Below are 19,848 nucleotides of genomic sequence, written 5' to 3' on the forward strand. Positions count from 1 at the left end.
CCATGCTCGGCCGCATTGTTTCCGAACTCGGCCCGTGGAGCTGGATGGTCCTCGGCTTCGTCCTGCTGGTAATGGAGGTCATCGCGCCGGGCATTTTCATGCTGTGGATCGGCATTGCCGCGCTGTTGATCGGCGTCGTCTCACTGCTCATCTGGGATGCCGGTTTCTGGACCTGGCAAGTCCAGGTCCTCGCCTTCCTCGCGCTGTCGCTGGTCTCGGCCTATGTCGGCAAGCGGCTGGTGGGCGGGCGCCATGATGAAACCGACCAGCCCCTGCTCAACCGTCGCGGCGCACAGATGGTCGGCCGGACGGCGACCCTTGCCGAGCCGATCAAGGACGGGCGCGGCCGCATAAAGCTGGGCGACACGTTGTGGCGCGTCTCCGGCCCTGACCTGCCGGCCGGCACGCAAGTGCGCGTGACGGGCGCCGCTGATACCGACCTGGAACTGACGGTCGAGGCGGTCTAGAAGCCCGCTAGGCAGCACCGATGCGCAGCAGGTCGTGCAGATGGACGAGCCCGATCGGCCGCCTGCCTTCGACCACCATCAGGCTGGTGATAGCCGAGTCGTTGATTGTCTGCAGCGCCGTCGCAACAAGCGTGTCGGGCGAAGCCATTTTCGGCTCTCTGGTCATCACCTGATCGACGCTCATTGCCAGGAGATCGCTGCCGATATGGCGCCTGATGTCGCCATCGGTGATGATGCCGATCAGCTTGCCGTCCGCGGCAGTCACGGCCACGCAGCCAAACCCCTTGCGCGACAGTTCGAGGATTGCCTCGCGCATGCCGGTACCTGACGACACCAGCGGCAGCCTGTCGCCGACATGCATGATCTCGCGGATCTGCGTCAGGTTGGCTCCGAGCTGGCCGCCGGGATGAAACGTGCGGAAATGGTCCGGGGTGAAGCCGCGTGCCTCGAGCAGCGCGATGGCCAGCGCATCGCCCATCACCATTTGCAATAGTGTCGAGGTCGTCGGCGCAAGCCCGTGCGGGCAGGCTTCCGGTGCTCGCGGCAGCAGAAGCACAACGTCGGCCGCGCGCGCCAGAGCCGATTTTTCACCCGCGGTGACCGCGACCAGCGGGATCGAGAAGCGCCTCGAATAGGCGATGATGCCCTTGAGCTCAAGGCTTTCGCCCGACCACGAAAGCGCGATTATGGCGTCGTTTCTGGCGATCATGCCAAGGTCGCCGTGATTGGCTTCGGCAGGGTGGACGAAAAAGGCCGGCGTGCCGGTCGAGGCGAGCGTTGCGGCGATCTTCGAGCCGATATGGCCGCTTTTGCCGACCCCGGTGACGATGACGCGGCCATCGATCTGCGACACCATGCCGACGGCTCGTGCGAACGGCTCGGCCAGCCCGTTTTCGAGAGCGTCTGCCAGTGCCGCGACGCCGGCCTGCTCCGTCGCCACGGTTCTCAGCGCCGAGGCAATCGCGGCCTGCCCGTCATGCCGCTTCCTGTCTGGGGATTTCACGTCCATGGACGATGCGATTAGCGCTTCGGCGCGCGCCTGTCCAACGGAATTGCCGTCCGGAACCTCCTGATGGGCCATGCCTCAACGCTCCGTTAACCATCCCCATTTACGGTTTCGTAAGTATGGCGCGCGTGCGCCGCGCAAGCAGTGGTGCCGATGTCCGGGTTTCAGCCTCAAAACAAAATGGGACGAAAGGGCAAGGCGGTCTGCGCTTTGCTGCTGGCAACCAGTGTCTTTGCGTTGTCGCGGCCGGCACTGCTTTGCGCCCAGGAAACCGAGCTGCGCGGCGAGGTTTCGGAATCGACAATCCTGGACGAACAGCAGTACAAGATCAGGCACTCGAGCATAGCCGGAACCCAAGCCGCGCAGGCTGCTGCAACCGCCAACGACAATACGCCGCTGCCTACCTATCGCCCGGCCAGCCAAGGGGCGTTGCCTGACGACGGCACGGGCGAGGCGGCCACAACCGGCGGCACTTTCGATCAACCAGCGGCCAGCGGCGACCCATTTCCCGACAACCCTGCTCCGCCACCCCGACGGCGACCAAGCGCGACGCCACGCGCCGCCAATGCGGCCAACGCCGAAGACGAGACCGCTGACAGCCAGAAGCGCAAGAGAGCCGCGACTGCAGCCGCGGCGGCGACCGATGACACCGATACCGCCGCTATAGACGAGCAGGATACGGTCAACCGCCGTGCCGTCACCATCGATTCCGCCGAGAGGCTCAGGCTCGACCCCGGCGCCGAGCGCACCGAAGCCATCGAAGGCCAGAACAAAAAGAACGAGGACGACCCGTTCGCCGCCACCGGCATCAAGCTCGGCTCTTTCGTAATCCGGCCGACGCTCGAGCAAGGCCTGACGTCTTCGACAAACGCCGATTCGAGCAGCCTCGGCAAGCCGGCCTTGCTGTCGGAAACGACTCTGCGCTTCAACGCCGTCTCCGACTGGCGGGAGAATTCGGCGACGGTTGAGGGCTATGGCATCTTCCGCGAAACCTTGTCCGGCTATGACATTCACGAGGCGCAAGGCCGCGTCGACGGCACACTCAACATCGATCTCGACAATGATCTGCGCGCCATCGCCAAGCTGGGCTATGAGGCCGTGCCCGAATCGGCCTCGGCGCCGGACGCGGTCGTCGGCGCCGTTGGCCAGCCGGTGCGCCAGACCGTGAACGGCAGTCTCGCCGTCGAGAAGGATGCCGGCAAGATGCGCTTCGCGCTGACCGGCGCGGTCGAGCACGACATCTTTGGCGACGCCAAGCTTTCGTCCGGCGGATCGCTGTCGCAGAAGGGCCGCGACTCGACGCTCTACACGGCCATTTTGCGTACAGGTTACGAGATCTCGCCTGCCATCACCCCGTTCACCGAAATCGAGATCGGCCGGCGCGCTTATGATTTGCGTGTCGATCCAAACGGCTTCCAGCGCTCCTCGACCAGGCTTGGCGCACGGGCCGGCGTCGAGCTCGATCTCCGCGAGAAGCTTACCGGCGAGTTCTCGGTCGGCTGGCTGCGCGAAGCTATCGACGACGATGCCCTGCCGGCTATTTCGGGCGCGACGGTCAATGCCGATCTCAAATGGTCGCCGGAACGCGGCACCACGATCGGGCTCACCGCACAGACGACCGCCGAGAACACGACGAATGCGGGCGAAAGCGGCGACATGCTCTATTCCGGCAGCCTCACCGGCGAGCGGCAGATCCGCGCTAACCTGACCGGAAATGCCGCTCTCGGCCTCGAATGGCGCGACTATACCGGCTCCGACGATCATGATTTGACGCTGAGCGCCGAGGCTGGGCTGACGTGGTGGCTGAACCGCTACACCGGGCTCACCACCCGCGCCAGGACTGAAAAACTGACCAGCAACCTGATTGGGCGCGACTACACGGCCAACAGTATCTTCGTCGGCTTGAAGTTGCAGCGCTAAATGCATGTCGCGCAAAAGTGTGCAGCGGTTTTGCGATAACGACTTGCCTAAAACAAGAACCTAAAGCGCGTCGCATGAGGCCGGTCGAACGCGGCGCGCTTTAGCCGATCAGCGCGGCAACCGGTGTTGAAACTACAAGGCTATGCCGCGGCGTTCTGACGGCGCGAGTTCGTCGAGAAGCGTGCGAATGACACCGGCCATGCTGGCATTCATGTCTCTGCGCCACAGTGCGAAGGCAACGTTGGCCTCGACGAAGCCTTCGGGCGAGCCGCAGTCGAACGTCCGCCCGCGGTAGTGGTAGCCGTAGAAGGGCTGTTGCTTCTGCAGCTTCAGCATTGCATCGGTGAGCTGGATCTCGTTGCCGGCGCCTTTTTCCTGACCTTCGAGTATCTTGAATATCTCCGGCTGCAGGATATAGCGCCCGTTGATGTAGAGGTTCGACGGCTCCGTGCCGGTCTTCGGCTTTTCCACCATGCCGGTGATGCGGAAACCGTGATGCGCGTCCTCGCCGCGGCCGACAATGCCGTATTTGTGCGCCTCGGCCGGATCGCATTCCTGCACGGCGACGATGTTGTTGCCGGTCTCGGCGTAAAGCTCGACCATGTCCTTCATGCAGCTTTTTTCCGACTGCATGATCATGTCGGGCAATAGCAGCGCAAAGGGCTCGTCGCCGACGAGCTCGCGCGCGCACCAGACGGCGTGGCCAAGGCCGAGCGGTACCTGCTGGCGGGTGAAGCTGGTCTGCCCCGGCGCCGGTTGCAGCCGCTGCAGGCGGGCGAGCTGGTCGTCCTTGCCGCGCTGCGCAAGCGTGTCGTAGAGCTCGAACTGGACATCGAAGTGATCCTCGATGACCGCCTTGTTGCGGCCGGTCACGAAGATGAAATGCTCGATCCCGGCATCGCGCGCCTCATCGACCACATACTGGATGACCGGCCTGTCGACGACCGTCAGCATTTCCTTGGGAATGGCCTTGGTAGCAGGGAGAAAGCGCGTGCCGAGACCGGCAACCGGGAACACTGCCTTGCGAACTCTCTTCATGTGCCAATTATCCATTTGCATGCCTGTTCGGCAATCCCGATTCGAGACATTTTCATGCCGAAATCGAGGATTACTGAACGGCGGGTCATAAATCTCAGCTGGTAAAGCATTGACGCATCTTTTCACCCCGCACGGCACCTATGGTAAACCAAATGCTAACCGGGTTCGGCGATGAATAGTCTTCCTGAGATGAAGAAGGAGGAAAAGATGTCCGTTCGCAACGCCGCAAGGCGCTTCACCAGCGTCCTGACGGCCGCCAGCCTCTCGCTTGCTTTGCTCATGCCCAGCGGGCCGGCTTTTGCCGATGCCGGCTTCCGCCAATGGGTCGCCAGCTTCCGTGCTACCGCCGTGGCGAGCGGCGTTTCCGGCTCCGTCTACGACCAGGCATTCAAGGGCATCAACGATGCTGACCCGGTGGTACTGGAAAAGGCCCGTACTCAACCCGAATTCACCGCACCCGCCTGGGATTATTTCGACAACCGCGTCCATGACCAGTCGGTCGCCGTCGGCCAGCAGATGGCAAGGAAATGGAAGCCTTGGCTGGACAGGATCGAGGCAAGATACGGCGTCGACCGCTACATCCTGCTGGCCATCTGGTCTATGGAATCGAACTACGGCGAAACTCTCAAGCGCGATGATATCATGCGCAATGTCGTGCGCTCGCTGGCGACGCTTGGTTATGCCGATCCGAAGCGAGCGAAATTTGCCCGCACCCAGCTGATCGCGGCGCTGAAGATCCTGCAGACCGGCGACATCGACGAAAGCCATCTCAGCGGCTCATGGGCCGGCGCGATGGGCCATACCCAGTTCATCCCCACCAGCTACCAGTCCTATGCGGTCGATATGGACGGCAACGGCAAGCGCGACATCTGGAATTCGATTCCCGACGCACTGGCGACAGCCGCCAATTTGCTGAGGAAGAACGGCTGGCAGGCAGGCAAGACCTGGGGTTATGAGGTCAGCCTTCCGGACGGCAAGAAGCTGCCCGGAGGCTCGAAGTCGCTGTCGCAATGGCAGGCGCTGGGGGTCAGCCGTGCCAACGGCAAGCCGTTCAAGAACGGTGCGGACAAGGCGACGTTGAAGCTGCCCGGCGGCAGCGGCGGGCCGGCTTTCCTGATGATCAAGAATTTCTCGGTCATCAAGCGTTACAACAATGCCGACAAATATGCGCTCGCCGTGGGCCTTCTTGCCGACGAAATTGCCGGCTATGGCGGGCTTGTGCAGGACTGGAAGCGACCGTTTACCAAGCTCTCCTTCGAGGAAAGGCAGGAGCTTCAGAAGCGACTTTCCGAGCACGGCTATTACGACGGCAAGTTCGACGGCAAGATCGGTGACGGATCGAAAACCGCCATCATGGCCTTCCAGGCAAAGGCTGGCTTGACCCAGGACGGGTATCCGAGCAAGGAAGTGCTCAAATGGCTCAGGCAGAACTAGAGCCGGTTGCGGGATGGAGAGGGTGATTGGTTTCGGTTGCGCGCATCCGGTTAATCGTTCGTCGCGTGCCGATCCTCGTTCTGGCGATCGCCGTTCTGGCGGTCGGCGGCGCCAGTGCCTTTCATACCGCGGCCATGGCGCAGGAGCCGGAAAGTCGTGGCTGGTCGCTGCGCGACCTGTTGTTTCCGCGCAGAAGCGAGCGGTTTGAGCAGCCGCCGCCCGAATTCCAGAGAGAATTCCAGAGAACAAAGCCCAGGCCCAAGCTGAGAAAGCCCCGGTCAGTTAGCCGGCCGCCGCCGGCCGAGCCGACAACCCCAGTGGTCGAGAAGGCGCCGGATGCACGCGTCGTTCTGGTGGTCGGCGATTTCATGGCGTCTGGGCTGGCTGAGGGGCTCGACGCCGCCTTTGCCGAAAACACTGGCGTCAGGATCGTCGTCCGTGCCAACGGATCGTCCGGCTTCGTGCGTGACGATGTCTACAACTGGCCAGAACAGGTCAAGTCGCTGATCGCTGCCGAAAAACCGGCAGCCGTCGTCGTCATGCTCGGATCCAACGACCGGCAGCAGATGCGCGTCGGCGATGTACGCGAGCAGCCGCGATCCGAAAACTGGACCAAGGAATACGAGCGCCGGACCGATGCGTTCGGCAAGGCCATCGCCGCAACCAAGGTGCCGTATCTGTGGGTCGGCATGCCGGCCTTCCGGGTCTCGAAAATGACCTCCGACATGCTGGCCTTCAACGACATCTTCCGCTCGTCCGCCGAAAGCCACGGCGGCGAATTCGTCGACGTCTGGGACGGGTTCGTCGACGAGAACGGCGCCTTCATCACCAGCGGACCGGACATCAACGGCCAATCGGTGCGCCTGCGCTCCGACGACGGCATCAACATGTCGAAGGCCGGCAAGCGCAAGCTCGCCTTCTATACCGAAAAGCCGCTGATGAAGATCCTGGGGCTGGCCGCGCCGGGAAGCGTGGTGACGGCTTCTGCCCCGGCCGGCGCTCCCGTCGAGGCGCCGGCACCTGCCGCGGCACCGATAGCTGTCGATCGCACCGTGCCGATGCTGCTCAGCGATCCGGCGCTGGACGGCGGCTCGGAACTTCTCGGCGCCGCCCCGCCGGCAAAAGCTGACAAGAATTTGCCGGGCGAAAGGCTGATCGTCGAGGGCAAGGCGCCCGACGCCTCACCGGGCCGCGCCGACGATTTCTCCTGGCCGCCCAAGACACAGCCTGCGACGGCGGCCGCATCCGATACGACGACGGCGATCCGCCAGTAAACAGAACCTCTTCGGAACGGACTCAGCGCGGCAGCACGCTCGATCCCATCAGCGCCTCGTCGATGGCGCGCGCCGCCTGGCGACCCTCGCGGATCGCCCAGACGACCAGCGACTGGCCGCGCCGCACGTCGCCCGCCGCATAGAGCCTTTCGACGCTGGTCCTGTAGTCCCGGTCATTGGCCTCGACATTCTTCGAACGGCGGCTGTCGGTGACGATCTTCATCTGCCCGTCGAGTTCCGAGATCGGCCCGCGAGCGGCTGGCCCGGCAAAGCCGATGGCGATGAACGCGAGATCGGCGCGGATGACGAATTCCGTGCCCGCGATCGGCTTGCGCTTTTCGTCGACCTCGCAGCATTTGACCCCGGTCAGCTGGCCGTCTTCGCCGATGAATTCAAGCGTCGCCACCTGGAATTCGCGCTCGGCGCCTTCGGCCTGCGACGATGACGTGCGCATCTTGGTCGCCCAGTAGGGCCAGACCGACAGCTTGTCCTCCTTTTCCGGCGGCTGCGGCCGGATGTCGAGCTGGGTGACGCGCACCGCGCCCTGGCGGAAGGCGGTGCCGACGCAGTCTGAGGCAGTGTCGCCGCCGCCGACGACGACGACGTGCTGGCCGCCGGCGACGATCGGGCGCGACGGCCATGCCACCGACTGGATCGGCTCGCCACCGATACGCTTGTTCTGCTGCACCAGATACGGCATGGCGTCGTGCACGCCGTCGAGATCGTCGCCCGGGATGTTGGCCGGGCGCGGCGTTTCGGAGCCGCCGCAATAGAGCACGGCGTCATATTCGGCGAGCAGTTCGGCGACCGGCTTGTCGACGCCGACATTGACGCCGCAATGGAAGCTGACACCTTCGCCCTGCATCTGCTCGATGCGCCGGTCGATATAATGCTTCTCGATCTTGAAATCGGGGATGCCGTAGCGCATCAGCCCGCCCGGCCGGCTCTCGCGCTCATAGACGTGAACGTCATGGCCGGCGCGGCCGAGTTGCTGGGCAGCCGCCATGCCTGCCGGCCCCGAGCCGATGATCGCGACGCGCTTGCCGGTCTTCCGTTCCGGCGGATAGGGCCGGATATGGCCGGTTTCATAGGCTTTGTCGGCAATGGCCTGCTCGATGGTCTTGATGGCGACCGGAATATCCTCGAGGTTCAGCGTGCAGGCTTCCTCGCAAGGTGCGGGGCAGATGCGGCCGGTAAATTCCGGAAAATTGTTGGTCGAATGCAGGTTGCGGATCGCGTTTTCCCAGTCGCCATTGTAGACGAGGTCGTTCCAGTCCGGGATCTGGTTGTGGATCGGGCAGCCGGTCGGTCCATGGCAATAAGGAATGCCGCAATCCATGCACCGCGCGGCCTGTTTCTCGACCTCCTTGTCCGACATCGGCAGCGTGAACTCGCGGAAATGCCGGATGCGGTCGGAAGCCGGCTGGTACTTGTGCACCTGCCGGTCGATCTCGAGAAACCCTGTTACCTTGCCCATAGTCCAGTCCCTGCTGTCCGGAAGGCACGCCTGGCGACGCACCCGTTAACCTCATAAGGCAGCTGTGGCAACCTTCAGTCCGAGGTCAGGATTGTTGATGAAGATGGTTGTCGGGACGCATGGCCTCCCGGCAATTTCCAAATCTATTCCGCCGCCACGTTCATGCGCATCCGCTCCATCTCGATCAGCGCGCGGCGGTATTCGACCGGCATGATCTTCCGGAATTTCGGCCGGAAAGTCGCCCAGTCGTCGAGAATTTCGCGACCTCGTACCGAGCCGGTGTAGTGGACGTGGTTGGAGATCAGCTGGTAGAGCCGCTCCTCGTCATGGCTGGTCATATCGCCGGATACGTCGACACGGCCCTTATGGTCGAGATCGCCGCCATGGTGGAGCAGCTTTTCCATCAGGTCGTCCTCTTCCGGAACCGGCTCCAGCTCGACCATCGCCATGTTGCAGCGTTCGGCGAAATCACCCGCCTCGTCGAGCACATAGGCGACGCCGCCCGACATGCCGGCGGCGAAGTTGCGGCCGGTCTGGCCGATGACGACGACGATACCGCCAGTCATGTATTCGCAACCATGGTCGCCGACGCCTTCAACGACGGCGGCGACACCCGAATTGCGCACGGCAAAACGCTCGCCGGCAACGCCGCAGAAATAGGCCTCGCCCTCGGTTGCGCCGTAGAGCACGGTATTGCCGACAATAATGGATTCGGCAGCAACGATTTTCGTGTTCTCCGGCGGGCGGATGACAATGCGGCCACCCGACAGGCCCTTGCCGACATAGTCGTTGGCGGCGCCCACCAGTTCGAACGAGACACCGCGCGCCAGGAAGGCGCCAAAGGACTGGCCGGCCGTGCCGGTGAGCTTGACCGAGATCGTGTCCTCGCGCAGGCCCTTGTGCTTGAAGCGCTTTGCCACCTCGCCCGACAGCATGGCGCCGGTCGAACGGTCGACGTTGCGGATCGGCAGTTCGATACTGACCGGCTGCCTGGCTTCGAGCGCCGGCTTTGCGAGTTCGATCAGCTTGCGGTCGAGCACGTCGTCGATCGGATGCTTCTGCCGCTCGGTCCAGTGCACCGCCTCGTGCGGCGCATCGGGCTTGTAGAACATCTTGCTGAAGTCGAGCCCGCGTGCCTTCCAGTGCTGGATCAGCTCGCGCTTTTCCAGAAGGTCGGTGTCGCCGATGATCTGGTCGAGATGGGTGTAGCCCATCTCGGCAAGCAGCGCCCGCACCTCTTCCGCCACATAGAAGAAGAAGTTGATGACGTGCTCGGGCGTGCCCTTGAAGCGCTTGCGCAGCACCGGGTCCTGTGTCGCGACGCCGACGGGGCAGGTGTTGAGATGGCACTTGCGCATCATGATGCAGCCGGCCGCGATCAACGGCGCAGTCGAAAAGCCGAACTCGTCGGCGCCGAGCAGTGCGCCGATAATGACGTCACGCCCGGTGCGCAGGCCGCCATCGACCTGCAGCGCGACGCGCGACCTGAGGCCGTTGAGCACGAGCGTCTGGTGCGTCTCGGCAAGGCCCATCTCCCACGGGCTGCCGGCATGCTTGAGCGAGGTCAGCGGCGAGGCACCGGTGCCGCCGTCATAGCCTGATATGGTGATGTGGTCGGCACGCGCCTTGGCGACGCCGGCCGCAACCGTGCCGACGCCGACTTCCGAGACCAGCTTGACCGATACGTCGGCCGCCGGATTGACGTTCTTCAGGTCGTAGATGAGCTGCGCCAGATCCTCGATCGAATAGATGTCGTGATGCGGCGGCGGCGAGATCAGGCCGACGCCCGGCGTCGAGTGCCTGACCTTTGCTATGGTCGCATCGACCTTGTGACCCGGCAGCTGGCCGCCCTCGCCTGGCTTCGCCCCTTGCGCGACCTTGATCTGCATCATGTCGGAATTGACAAGATACTCCGCCGTGACGCCAAAGCGTCCCGAGGCGACCTGCTTGATCGCCGAGCGTTCGGGGTTCTTGCCGCCGCCCGGCAGTGGCAGATAGCGATCGGCCTCTTCGCCGCCCTCGCCGGTGTTCGACTTGCCGCCGATGGCGTTCATGGCGCGCGCCAGCGTCGTGTGCGCTTCCCTTGAGATCGAGCCGAAGGACATCGCCCCGGTCGAGAAGCGCTTGACGATATCGGCCGCCGGCATCACCTCGTCGAGCTTGACCTTCTTGCGCCCGGTCGCTTGCGCAAGCTTGATCTTGAACAGGCCGCGAATGGTCTGCGCCTGCGCCGTCTCGCTGTCGATCTGGGCGGAATAGTCCTTGAACGTCTCCCACGAGCCTTGGCGCACGGCGTGCTGCAAGGTCGCCACTGCGTCGGGCGACCAGATATGGGCCTCGCCGCGCATGCGGAACATGTATTCGCCGCCGACCTCGAGGCTGTTGCGCAGCACCGGGTCGTTGCCGAAGCCGTCGGTGTGGCGGCTGACCGTTTCGGCGGCGATCTCGTCCAGCCCGACGCCTTCGATCAGCGTCGCCGTGCCGGTGAAGTACTTCTGCACGAAATCCGACTTGAGCCCGATGGCGTCGAAGATCTGCGCGCCGCAATAGGACTGGTAGGTCGAGATGCCCATCTTGGACATCACCTTGAGGATGCCCTTGCCGATCGACTTGATGTAGCGGGAGACGACCTCGTAGGCATCGACCTCCGCTGGCAATTCGCCACGCTTGTGCATGTCGAGCAGCGTGTCGAAAGCGAGATAGGGATTGATCGCCTCGGCGCCGTAGCCGGCGAGACAGCAGAAATGATGCACCTCGCGCGGCTCGCCGGATTCCACGACGAGCCCAACCGAGGTGCGCAATCCCTTGCGGATCAAATGATGGTGCACGGCCGCCGTTGCCAGCAGCGCCGGAATGGCAATGCGATCCGGGCCGAGCTGACGGTCCGAAAGGATGATGATGTTGTAGCCGCCGGCGACCGCCGCCTCGGCGCGCTCGCACAGCCGGTCGATGGCGCCCTGCATGCCGGCCGCGCCTTCATTCGAACCGTAAGTGATGTCGATCGTCTTGGTGTCGAAACGGTCTTCGGTGTGGCCGACGGAGCGCAGCTTCTCCAGATCGCCATTCGTCAGGATCGGTTGGCGCACTTCGAGCCGCTTGCGGCGCGAATTGCCGACAAGATCGAAGATGTTGGGCCGCGGCCCGATGAAGGACACCAGGCTCATCACCAGCTCCTCGCGGATCGGGTCGATCGGCGGATTGGTGACCTGTGCGAAATTCTGCTTGAAATAGGTGTAGAGCAGCTTCGATCTGTCCGACATTGCCGAAATCGGCGTGTCGGTACCCATCGAGCCGACGGCTTCCTGGCCGGTGGTCGCCATCGGCGACATCAACAGCTTGGTGTCCTCCTGGGTGTAGCCAAACGCCTGCTGGCGGTCGAGCAGTGAGACATCCCTGCGCAGGGCGCGCGGCTCGACCGGGTTCAGATCCTCCAGGATGAGCTGGGTGTTAGCCAGCCAGCTCTTGTAGGGATGCCTGGTCGCGATCTCCGACTTGATCTCCTCGTCGGAAACGATGCGGCCCTTGTCCAGGTCGATCAGCAGCATGCGGCCGGGCTGCAGCCGCCACTTCTTGACGATCCTTTCCTCCGGCACCGGCAGCACGCCGGCTTCCGAGGCCATGATGACGCGGTCGTCATCGGTGACGATGTAGCGCGCCGGCCGCAGCCCGTTGCGGTCGAGCGTAGCACCGATCTGGCGGCCGTCGGTGAAGGCAACCGCCGCTGGCCCGTCCCACGGCTCCATCAGCGCTGCGTGATACTCATAGAAGGCCTTGCGGTCCTGACCCATCAGCTTGTTGCCGGCCCAGGCTTCCGGGATCAGCATCATCATGGCGTGGGCGAGCGAATAGCCGCCCTGCGTCAGGAATTCGAGCGCATTGTCGAAGCAGGCGGTGTCCGACTGCCCTTCGTAGGAGATCGGCCACAGCTTCGAGATGTCGTTGCCGAACAGTTCGGAATCGACCGAAGCCTGCCGCGCCGCCATCCAGTTGACGTTGCCGCGCAGGGTGTTGATCTCGCCATTGTGGGCGACCATGCGGTAGGGATGCGCCAGCTTCCACGACGGGAACGTGTTGGTCGAGAAGCGCTGGTGAACCAGGATCAGCGCCGTCTCGAAACGCGGGTCGGTGAGATCCTTGTAGTAGGCGCCGACCTGATAGGCCAGGAACATGCCCTTGTAGACGATGGTCCGCGACGACATCGAGACGACATAGAAGCCGTTGTCGACGCCTTTGGTCTCTTCGTGGATACGGCCGGAAATGACCTTGCGCAGGATGTAGAGCCGCCGCTCGTAATCGTCGTCGTTCTCGATCTCGGCGCCGCGGCCCAGGAACACCTGCCGGTGCACCGGCTCGGAAGCGGCTATGTCGGGCGCCTTCGACAGCGACGAATTGTCGACCGGCACGTCGCGAAAGCCGAGCAGCGGCTGGCCCTCGAGCTGCGCCACCTCGGCGATGATGCCTTCGATATGCGCCTGCAGCTCCGGGTCGCGCGGCATGAACACGTGGCCGACGGCGTAGTGGCCGGGCTTCGGCAGTTCGACCCCTTGCTTGGCCATCTCCTCGCGGAAGAAGCGGTCCGGCAGCTGCACCAGCACGCCGGCGCCGTCACCCATCAGCGGATCGGCGCCGACCGCGCCGCGATGCGTCAGGTTTTCGAGCACGGCAAGGCCGTCCTCGACGATCTGGTGCGACTTCACGCCCTTCATGTTGACGATGAAGCCGACGCCGCAGGCATCATGCTCGTTGCGCGGATCATAGAGGCCGTGCGCGGTATAGCCGGTGCTGGTTCGCCGAATATTGGTCAGGGACGGATTTTTGACGGCTGCCGCTGTCGTCTGCGCGGCCTTCGTCGCAGATGGCGTCATGTCCGTCATCGTCCTGTCCTCCGTTCCGTCCCCTTCGGGCGCTGGTTTCCGTCGGGAAGCGCGTGGCTCCCCTTTCAATCTGCGGCACGTCTTGCGAAATTCTTGCCGACCGTGCGGCTTTCCGCATGGTTCGCATATGGTATTCGTACAGGCCGGAGCCAGACTGTCTAGCTGTCGCTCGCGGCAATGGCCGCAGAGGCGCAATCATATGCCAATGCGGCCAGTTTTGTGCGACAAAATAAGACAGCACTACTGTCCTAAATTTTTATGACAGAAATTTTGGATGCACACAAGACCGATTCACAAATTTCTTGAAGCTTTCGCGACAGAAAATTGCGCGGAACGCCGTGTCAGCGTAACCTTCCGTCGCTGCATCTACGCTCATGCGTTTCACTGGCTTTAGCGGATTTTCGGTATCTGCCCCTTGCGACCGGCATGCGAAAGCGGCCAAGCTCGCACCGATTTCCCCAGCATAGGCAGACGCATGATTTTCGCTTCCGACAATTGGGCAGGCGCCCATCCCCGTATCGCTGCCGGCCTGTCGGCCCATGCCGACGGCTTCTCCACCGCCTATGGCGACGGTGCCCTCGACAAGACCGTTTACCAGCGCTTCAATGAGATCTTCGAATGCGAAGTCGCGGTGTTTTTCGTCGCCACCGGCACCGCTGCCAATTCGCTGTCGCTGACTACCTATAACAAGCCAGGCGGCATTTCCTTCTGCCATCGCGAATCGCACATCATCGAGGACGAATGCGGTGCACCGGAATATTTCACCGGCGGTTCGCGGCTTTGTACAGTCGAAGGCGCACTCGGCAGGATCGATGCCGGCAATCTGGAACGGGCGGTGGACCGTTTCGCACCCGAAAACGTCCATTCCGGGCGGCCGGTTGCCGTTTCGATCACCCAGTCGACCGAAGTCGGCACCGTCTACACACTGAACGAAATCGCCAGGATTTCGGCGATCGCAAAGCAGCATGGACTGCCGCTGCACATGGATGGGGCCCGCTTTGCCAATGCGCTCGTCGCGCTGGAAACGACGCCGGCCGAAATGACCTGGAAGCATGGCGTTGACATCCTCTCCTTCGGCGGCACCAAGAATGGCTGTTGGTGCGCCGAGGCGATCGTGCTGTTCGACCTCGAGCGAGCCAAGGAATTGGCCTTTTTGCGCAAGCGCGCGGCCCAACTGTTCTCGAAATCGCGCTTCATCGCCGCGCAATTCGATGCTTATCTCAGGGGTGGACTGTGGCTCGACACAGCACGGCACGCCAATGCGATGGCGGCACGGCTTGCCGCGGCGATAGAAGATTCCCCTTCGGCCCGGCTGGCCTGGCTGCCGCAGGCGAACGAGGTCTTCGCAGTCATGAAAAAGGCCGAGGCCGAAAGAATGCAAGCGGCAGGGGCGGCCTTCCACGACTGGCACAGGCCGCTCGGCTACGACGGCTACATTGGCGAAGACGAAGCGCTCTATCGGTTTGTCACCAGCTTCGCGACCACGCCCGACGAGGTCGACCGTTTCGGCTACCTGCTCGCCGGATAGCAAGCCTTGCCCACCAGCAAAAAGAGCGGCGCATTGCTGCACCGCCCTTTCTTCCCGGGGAGTTGGCGTCCCGGAGTTTAGCTGCCTGGCTTAGGCGGCAGTCTTGGCCTCGATCTGCTTGGCCTTGGCCGGAGCCGAGGTGATCGCGATCTTGCGCGGCTTCAGCTCTTCGGGGATGTTGCGCTTGAGGTCGACGAAGAGCAGGCCGTTCTTCAGCGCGGCGCCGACAACCTCGACGTGATCGGCAAGCTGGAAGCGGCGCTCGAAGGCTCGGCTGGCGATACCGCGATAGAGCAGTTCGGAGCCTTCGCCATTGCCTTCCTCCTTGCGCTCACCCTTGACGGTCAGCACATTGCGGTGAGCTTCGATCGAAATCTCATCTTCCGAGAAGCCGGCCACAGCCATCGAGATGCGATAGGCATCCTCGCCCGTGCGCTCGATGTTGTAAGGCGGATACGTCTGGCCTTCCGGCTGCGCAAGCGAATCGAGCATGGTGAACAACCGGTCAAAACCGACGGTCGAACGGTAGAGCGGGGAAAAATCAACGTGACGCATGGTGTGTTCTCCTGTTGAGCAACAAGGTTGCGTATGGCCGGTGCGAAACCCGTGACGGCGTTCCGGATGGGCCAGCGGCCCCGACATTGGCGACCGCATGCCAAATTTGGGAAGCCGACGACGGCATTTCAAGATTTTCCCGCGTCCGAACGGGACCGGTCCCCGGCCCACGTCCCGATGCCGATGAACGGCAGATGAACCGTGGCTTCGGCGAGCGTTCAGCCAGGCGGCACTAAAACTGTTCTCGAGATCACGAACAGGTCGCCGGAAAAGGCGACACGACGAGGCCGAACCGGGTGTAACGTCCCTTCCTCCCGGTCGACAGAGGCCGGAAGCACGCCAAGGCTGCTTCCGGCCTTACTTGTTCGCTGCCTGGCGGTCGACCTCCCCGGCGTCCCGAATTCCTTTGCTTTTGGCGCATGGGCGTTTATGCCTGACTTGCGCCCACGCCGGCACCGACACCAACCAAAAACCGCATGACCGATCTTCTCCACCAGCCCCCTCTCTTCCAGGAAACTCCTGGCAATCCGCTGCCGGAAAACGCGGCCGGCGGCTTCTTCACCACGCGCGACGGCAAGAAGATCCGCTATGGGCTGTTTGCCGCGGTTGCCCGCCCGATGAAGGGCACCGTCGTCGTCCTGACCGGCCGCAACGAGTGCATCGAGAAGTATTTCGAGACCATTCGCAACCTTGCCGACCGGGGCTTTGGCGTGGCAACCCTCGACTGGCGCGGACAGGGCGCTTCCGACCGGCTGATCGGCGACCGACAGCGCGGCTTCGTCCGGAGCTTCTTCGACTACACCGGCGATCTGGAGCAGTTCTTCGAGGAGATCGTGCTGCCCGATTGCCGAGGACCCTACTACATACTGGCCCACTCGGCCGGCGCGGTGATTGCGCTGCTCGCCGCGCCCTCGATGGCGAACCGCGTGCGCCGCATGGTGCTGATCGCACCGTTCTTCACCGTGCCGGACCTGCCGGTTTCGGTAAAAACCGTCCGCCGCCTCTGTTCGCTGTTCTGCCTTCTCGGCCTTGGCCGGCTCTATGCCGCGTGGGGGCCGCGGCCCAAGGAATCGGTGCCCTTCGCCATAAACAAGCTGACCAGCGACCCGGAACGCTATCGGCGCAACACGCTGATCTACGAAACCTATCCGCAGCTGGCGCTCGGCGGACCGACGATCCGCTGGCTGAAGGCGGCCACCGAGGCATCCTTGATCGTCAGCGACCCGGATTTCATGGCCAAGATCCAGGTGCCCTTGCTGATGATCGCCGCCGGCGCCGACCAGGTCGTCTCGACCAGGGCAGTCGAAGCCTATGCGAGACGTCTGCGCGTCGGCTCGCTAGTGATGATCGACGGCGCCCGCCATGAGATCCTCCAGGAAGCCGACCTCTATCGCGAGCAGTTGCTTGCGGCATTCGATGCCTTCATCCCCGGAACCGGCGACGCTGTTTGACCGCTTCGCCGGCGCCCGCCAACAAAGCCCGCACGGGTCGCTTGTCCGACGCAGCGTGCCCCCTTATTCCCGTTAAGGCATCGAGCGCTAGGTTGCTGCCAAAGAGAATGGAGGCCATTCGCCGGGAGAAAAAGGACCATGAACGCATCGAACACGCTGTCACGTCAGGGGCATCGGCTACTGCAGATTGGCGTCGCGCTGCTGCTGTTTTCGTCATTCGAAGGGTTTGCAATACCGTATCTCGCCGCACCGCGGCTCGGACTGTCCGCGCACACGCTCAGCGCCCTGGAGGGCGTTCTCTTGCTGGCTCTAGGCCTCACATGGTCTAGGCTCAATCTCGGCGCGGCGACGTCGCGGATTGCTTTCTGGCTGCTGATCTATTCGGCTTTGGCGATCCTGGCCGCCTACGTGATCGCCAGCGCCTGGGCGGCCGGCAACGAGACTATGCCGTTGGCGGCCGGAGCCTTCCACGGAAGTGCCTTTCAGGAAGCTGTGATCAAAGGTGTGGCGTATTCGTCCGCGCCGACCGGCCTCATCTCTTTCGTGCTCATTTTGTGGGGCCTGCGTCTCTCGGACGCTTGGCCTGCCGACAGCTAATGCATGTCGCGCAGCGGTTTTGCGATAACATGCATAAAACAAGCGCGTCACATGAGTTCACTCAAACGCGGCGCGCTTTGCTTTAGGACCGTACCGCGGTTTCCGTCGGATTTGCGCAAAACAGACGCGTGGGTGCACCGGATGCTCAGCCGCACAGCGCCGCCATCGCGGCTGCGTGCAGCTCCGGTGTCGCCGCCGCCAGGATGTCGCCGCCGTTTTCCGCCGGCCCGCCTTCGAAGGTGGTGACAACGCCGCCTGCCTTCTCGATGATCGGGATCAGCGCGACGATGTCGTACGGTTTCAATCCGGGATCGGCAACGATATCGACGCTGCCCGCCGCCACCATCGCGAAGGCATAGCAGTCGGTGCCGTAACGGGCGAGCTGGACCTGTTGCTCGAACAGGTCGTAGCGCAGGCGCGCGTCTCCCTTGAACAGCGCCGGCGTGGTGGTGAACAGCGTCGCCTCGGCGAGATTCGTCGTCTTGCGCGTAGCGAGTTTTCGGGAGCCACCGGGACCTTCATAATGCGAGCCGGAGGCATTGGCGTAGAACAACTCGCCGGTGAAGGGCTGCGACATCATGCCGGCGACGGCATCGCCGTCGACCGTCAGCCCGACCAGCGTGCCCCATACCGGCAGGCCGGAAATGAAGGCGCGCGTTCCATCGATCGGATCGATCACCCAGACATGCCGGCTGGAGATGTTTTCGCTGCCATGTTCCTCGCCGAGAATGCCGTGATCGGGGTATTGCGCTGATATCAGCGCCCGGATGGCGCGCTCGGCCTCGCGGTCGGCCTCGGTGACCGGGTCGAAGCTGCCGCGCTCCTTGTTGGTGACCGCGCCCTGGTTGCGGAAGCGCGGCAAGGTCTCGGCTGCGGCGGCACGCGCAATGCGCCGCATGAACTCGATGTTGATGTCCAACTGATTCTCCCGCTCCAGCATGTTTGGAGATACCCGTTTGCCTACGGATTTATGCCGAAACAAGGGCGTTCGGAGCCTTTCGCATGGTGCCAACTGTTGCTCGAATGCAACGCCGCCGTCATGGAAATGCAGTTTCCACTTCACAGTGAATTAAAAAAGCCGGAACGCGCCTTGACATTTGTGCAGCGCACAATACGTTTGTTCTCGGACAGGGGTTCCTGTCCATGCCCTCCTTGGGCGTTTCCTCCCTAGACTTCGACCGTGTCGTGCAAACGATGCGGTCTTTTTTTACGCTGCCGCATGAGCGGCGGGTACCGCGATTCCGCGGCTATTCGGCGGCCAGCGGCAGATCCATGAAATTGTGATCGGGCATCGCCATCAGTTCGGCCGAAAACCGCGCCAGATCGTCGGCCAGTGCGTCGAAACCAGCCGATCTCTGGAACGTCCGCTCATTCATGTAGAGCCCGCGATTGACCTCGATCTGCAGCGCATGCAGATGGCGCACGGGGCGGCCATAGTGCTCGGTAATGAAGCCTCCGGCATAGGGCTTGTTGTGGGCGACGCTGTAGCCCATGCCGGTGAGCAGGCCGATCGCCGTCTCGGTCAACGCCGCCGCGGCCGAGATGCCGAAACGGTCGCCGACGATGAAATCCGGCCGCAATCCGCTGTCGCCGACCCTTATGCTTGCCGGCATCGAGTGGCAGTCAATCAGCACGGCGTAGCCGAAGCGCGCATGGGTTCTGGTCAAAAGCCGTTTCAGCGTCTCGTGATAGGGCTTGTAGACCGCTTCGATGCGCGCCACGGCTTCCGCCAGCGGCAAGCGGCCGGAATAGATGTCGAGCCCCTCGCCGACCAGCTTGGGCACGGTGCCTAGCCCGCCGGCCACCCGCGCCGAGCGGATGTTGCAGAATGACGGCACCGGTTCGGCGAACATGCGCGGGTCGAGTTCCCACGGCTCCCGATTGACGTCGAGATAGGCGCGCGGGAAGTTTGCCGCCAGCATCGGCGCCCCGAGCGCGACGGCGCCGCCGAACAATTCCTCGACATAGCAGTCCTCAGAGCGGCGGATGGCGTTGCGGTCCAGCTTGGCCATAGCCATGAACCGGTCCGGATAGTAGCGGCCGCTATGCGGCGAGTTGAAGAGGAAGGGAACGCGCTGTTCGGCGCCCGATCGGATTTCGAAGGGTGGAACGACCGAAAAATCCTCGGCTGCCGTTTTCAATTTGGACGAACCCGGGAATACCAATGCATCATGATGGGAAAGTGCCACCTCGCCGCCCGCATGTCCAGCCGCCGAAGCGCCAGCCA

The 19,848-nt window shown here is 63.1% G+C and carries 14 protein-coding genes; 7 read left to right on the plus strand and 7 right to left on the minus strand.

The genetic code is table 11. The features are described 5' to 3' along the window. Positions 1–2 precede the first annotated feature (2 nt). Positions 3–467, plus strand: coding sequence for an NfeD family protein (locus NKH28_RS12120; RefSeq protein ID WP_352682513.1), 465 nt, complete (start codon positions 3–5; stop codon positions 465–467). A 7-nt stretch (positions 468–474) separates the two neighbouring features. On the opposite strand, the gene NKH28_RS12125 is transcribed toward NKH28_RS12120, so the two are convergent. Beyond that, a complete protein-coding gene (locus NKH28_RS12125; protein ID WP_352539488.1) occupies positions 475–1,476 on the minus strand; it encodes a KpsF/GutQ family sugar-phosphate isomerase in 1,002 nt (333 codons plus the stop codon). 177 nt (positions 1,477–1,653) lie between these two features. Between NKH28_RS12125 and NKH28_RS12130 the strand changes: the two genes are divergently transcribed. Continuing rightward, positions 1,654–3,393, plus strand: a complete 1,740-nt coding sequence (locus NKH28_RS12130; RefSeq protein WP_502906620.1) for an outer membrane beta-barrel protein — start codon at positions 1,654–1,656, stop codon at positions 3,391–3,393. A 132-nt stretch (positions 3,394–3,525) separates the two neighbouring features. Here NKH28_RS12130 and galU read toward each other — a convergent pair whose 3' ends face one another. Continuing rightward, positions 3,526–4,431, minus strand: a complete 906-nt coding sequence (galU, locus tag NKH28_RS12135; protein ID WP_352469528.1) for a UTP--glucose-1-phosphate uridylyltransferase GalU — start codon at positions 4,429–4,431, stop codon at positions 3,526–3,528. Between the two features lie 207 nt (positions 4,432–4,638). On the opposite strand from galU, the gene NKH28_RS12140 reads away from it, so the two are divergent. Both NKH28_RS12140 and NKH28_RS12145 read left to right on the plus strand, forming a co-directional pair. Then, positions 4,639–5,865 carry a lytic murein transglycosylase gene (locus NKH28_RS12140; protein ID WP_352564889.1) on the plus strand — a complete coding sequence of 409 codons (1,227 nt, stop codon included), beginning with the start codon at positions 4,639–4,641 and terminating at the stop codon, positions 5,863–5,865. A 26-nt stretch (positions 5,866–5,891) separates the two neighbouring features. After that, positions 5,892–7,139, plus strand: a complete 1,248-nt coding sequence (locus NKH28_RS12145; RefSeq protein ID WP_352979001.1) for an SGNH/GDSL hydrolase family protein — start codon at positions 5,892–5,894, stop codon at positions 7,137–7,139. A 22-nt stretch (positions 7,140–7,161) separates the two neighbouring features. On the opposite strand, the gene NKH28_RS12150 is transcribed toward NKH28_RS12145, so the two are convergent. Together NKH28_RS12150 and gltB are read right to left on the minus strand one after the other, a co-directional pair. Continuing rightward, positions 7,162–8,616 carry a glutamate synthase subunit beta gene (locus tag NKH28_RS12150; protein WP_352469525.1) on the minus strand — a complete coding sequence of 485 codons (1,455 nt, stop codon included), beginning with the start codon at positions 8,614–8,616 and terminating at the stop codon, positions 7,162–7,164. Positions 8,617–8,759: 143 nt separating this feature from the next. Beyond that, complete coding sequence (gene gltB / locus NKH28_RS12155; RefSeq protein ID WP_352979003.1) at positions 8,760–13,490, minus strand: glutamate synthase large subunit; 4,731 nt, start codon at positions 13,488–13,490, stop codon at positions 8,760–8,762. 475 nt (positions 13,491–13,965) lie between these two features. Here gltB and NKH28_RS12160 point away from each other — a divergent pair, with 475 nt between their 5' ends. After that, the gene (locus NKH28_RS12160; protein WP_352979005.1) at positions 13,966–15,018 is read left to right on the plus strand and encodes a threonine aldolase family protein; all 1,053 of its coding nucleotides are present in this window, start codon (positions 13,966–13,968) and stop codon (positions 15,016–15,018) included. Between the two features lie 90 nt (positions 15,019–15,108). On the opposite strand, the gene NKH28_RS12165 is transcribed toward NKH28_RS12160, so the two are convergent. Beyond that, positions 15,109–15,573 carry an Hsp20 family protein gene (locus NKH28_RS12165; protein WP_023675381.1) on the minus strand — a complete coding sequence of 155 codons (465 nt, stop codon included), beginning with the start codon at positions 15,571–15,573 and terminating at the stop codon, positions 15,109–15,111. Between the two features lie 476 nt (positions 15,574–16,049). Here NKH28_RS12165 and NKH28_RS12170 point away from each other — a divergent pair, with 476 nt between their 5' ends. Then, positions 16,050–17,024: an alpha/beta fold hydrolase gene (locus tag NKH28_RS12170; protein ID WP_352469521.1), complete on the plus strand. Its 975-nt coding sequence runs from the start codon at positions 16,050–16,052 to the stop codon at positions 17,022–17,024. A gap of 138 nt (positions 17,025–17,162) precedes the next feature. Further along, positions 17,163–17,621, plus strand: coding sequence for a styrene oxide isomerase (locus NKH28_RS12175; RefSeq protein WP_352469520.1), 459 nt, complete (start codon positions 17,163–17,165; stop codon positions 17,619–17,621). A 145-nt stretch (positions 17,622–17,766) separates the two neighbouring features. On the opposite strand, the gene hisN is transcribed toward NKH28_RS12175, so the two are convergent. Beyond that, a complete protein-coding gene (gene hisN / locus NKH28_RS12180) occupies positions 17,767–18,540 on the minus strand; it encodes a histidinol-phosphatase (protein WP_352979007.1) in 774 nt (257 codons plus the stop codon). A 328-nt stretch (positions 18,541–18,868) separates the two neighbouring features. After that, entirely contained in the window at positions 18,869–19,810 is a 942-nt protein-coding gene (locus NKH28_RS12185) for an N-formylglutamate amidohydrolase (RefSeq protein WP_352539364.1), read from the minus strand. Positions 19,811–19,848 lie beyond the last annotated feature (38 nt).

Origin of the sequence: Mesorhizobium sp. M1227, from assembly GCF_040318315.1 — a bacterium.
Classification (GTDB): domain Bacteria; phylum Pseudomonadota; class Alphaproteobacteria; order Rhizobiales; family Rhizobiaceae; genus Mesorhizobium.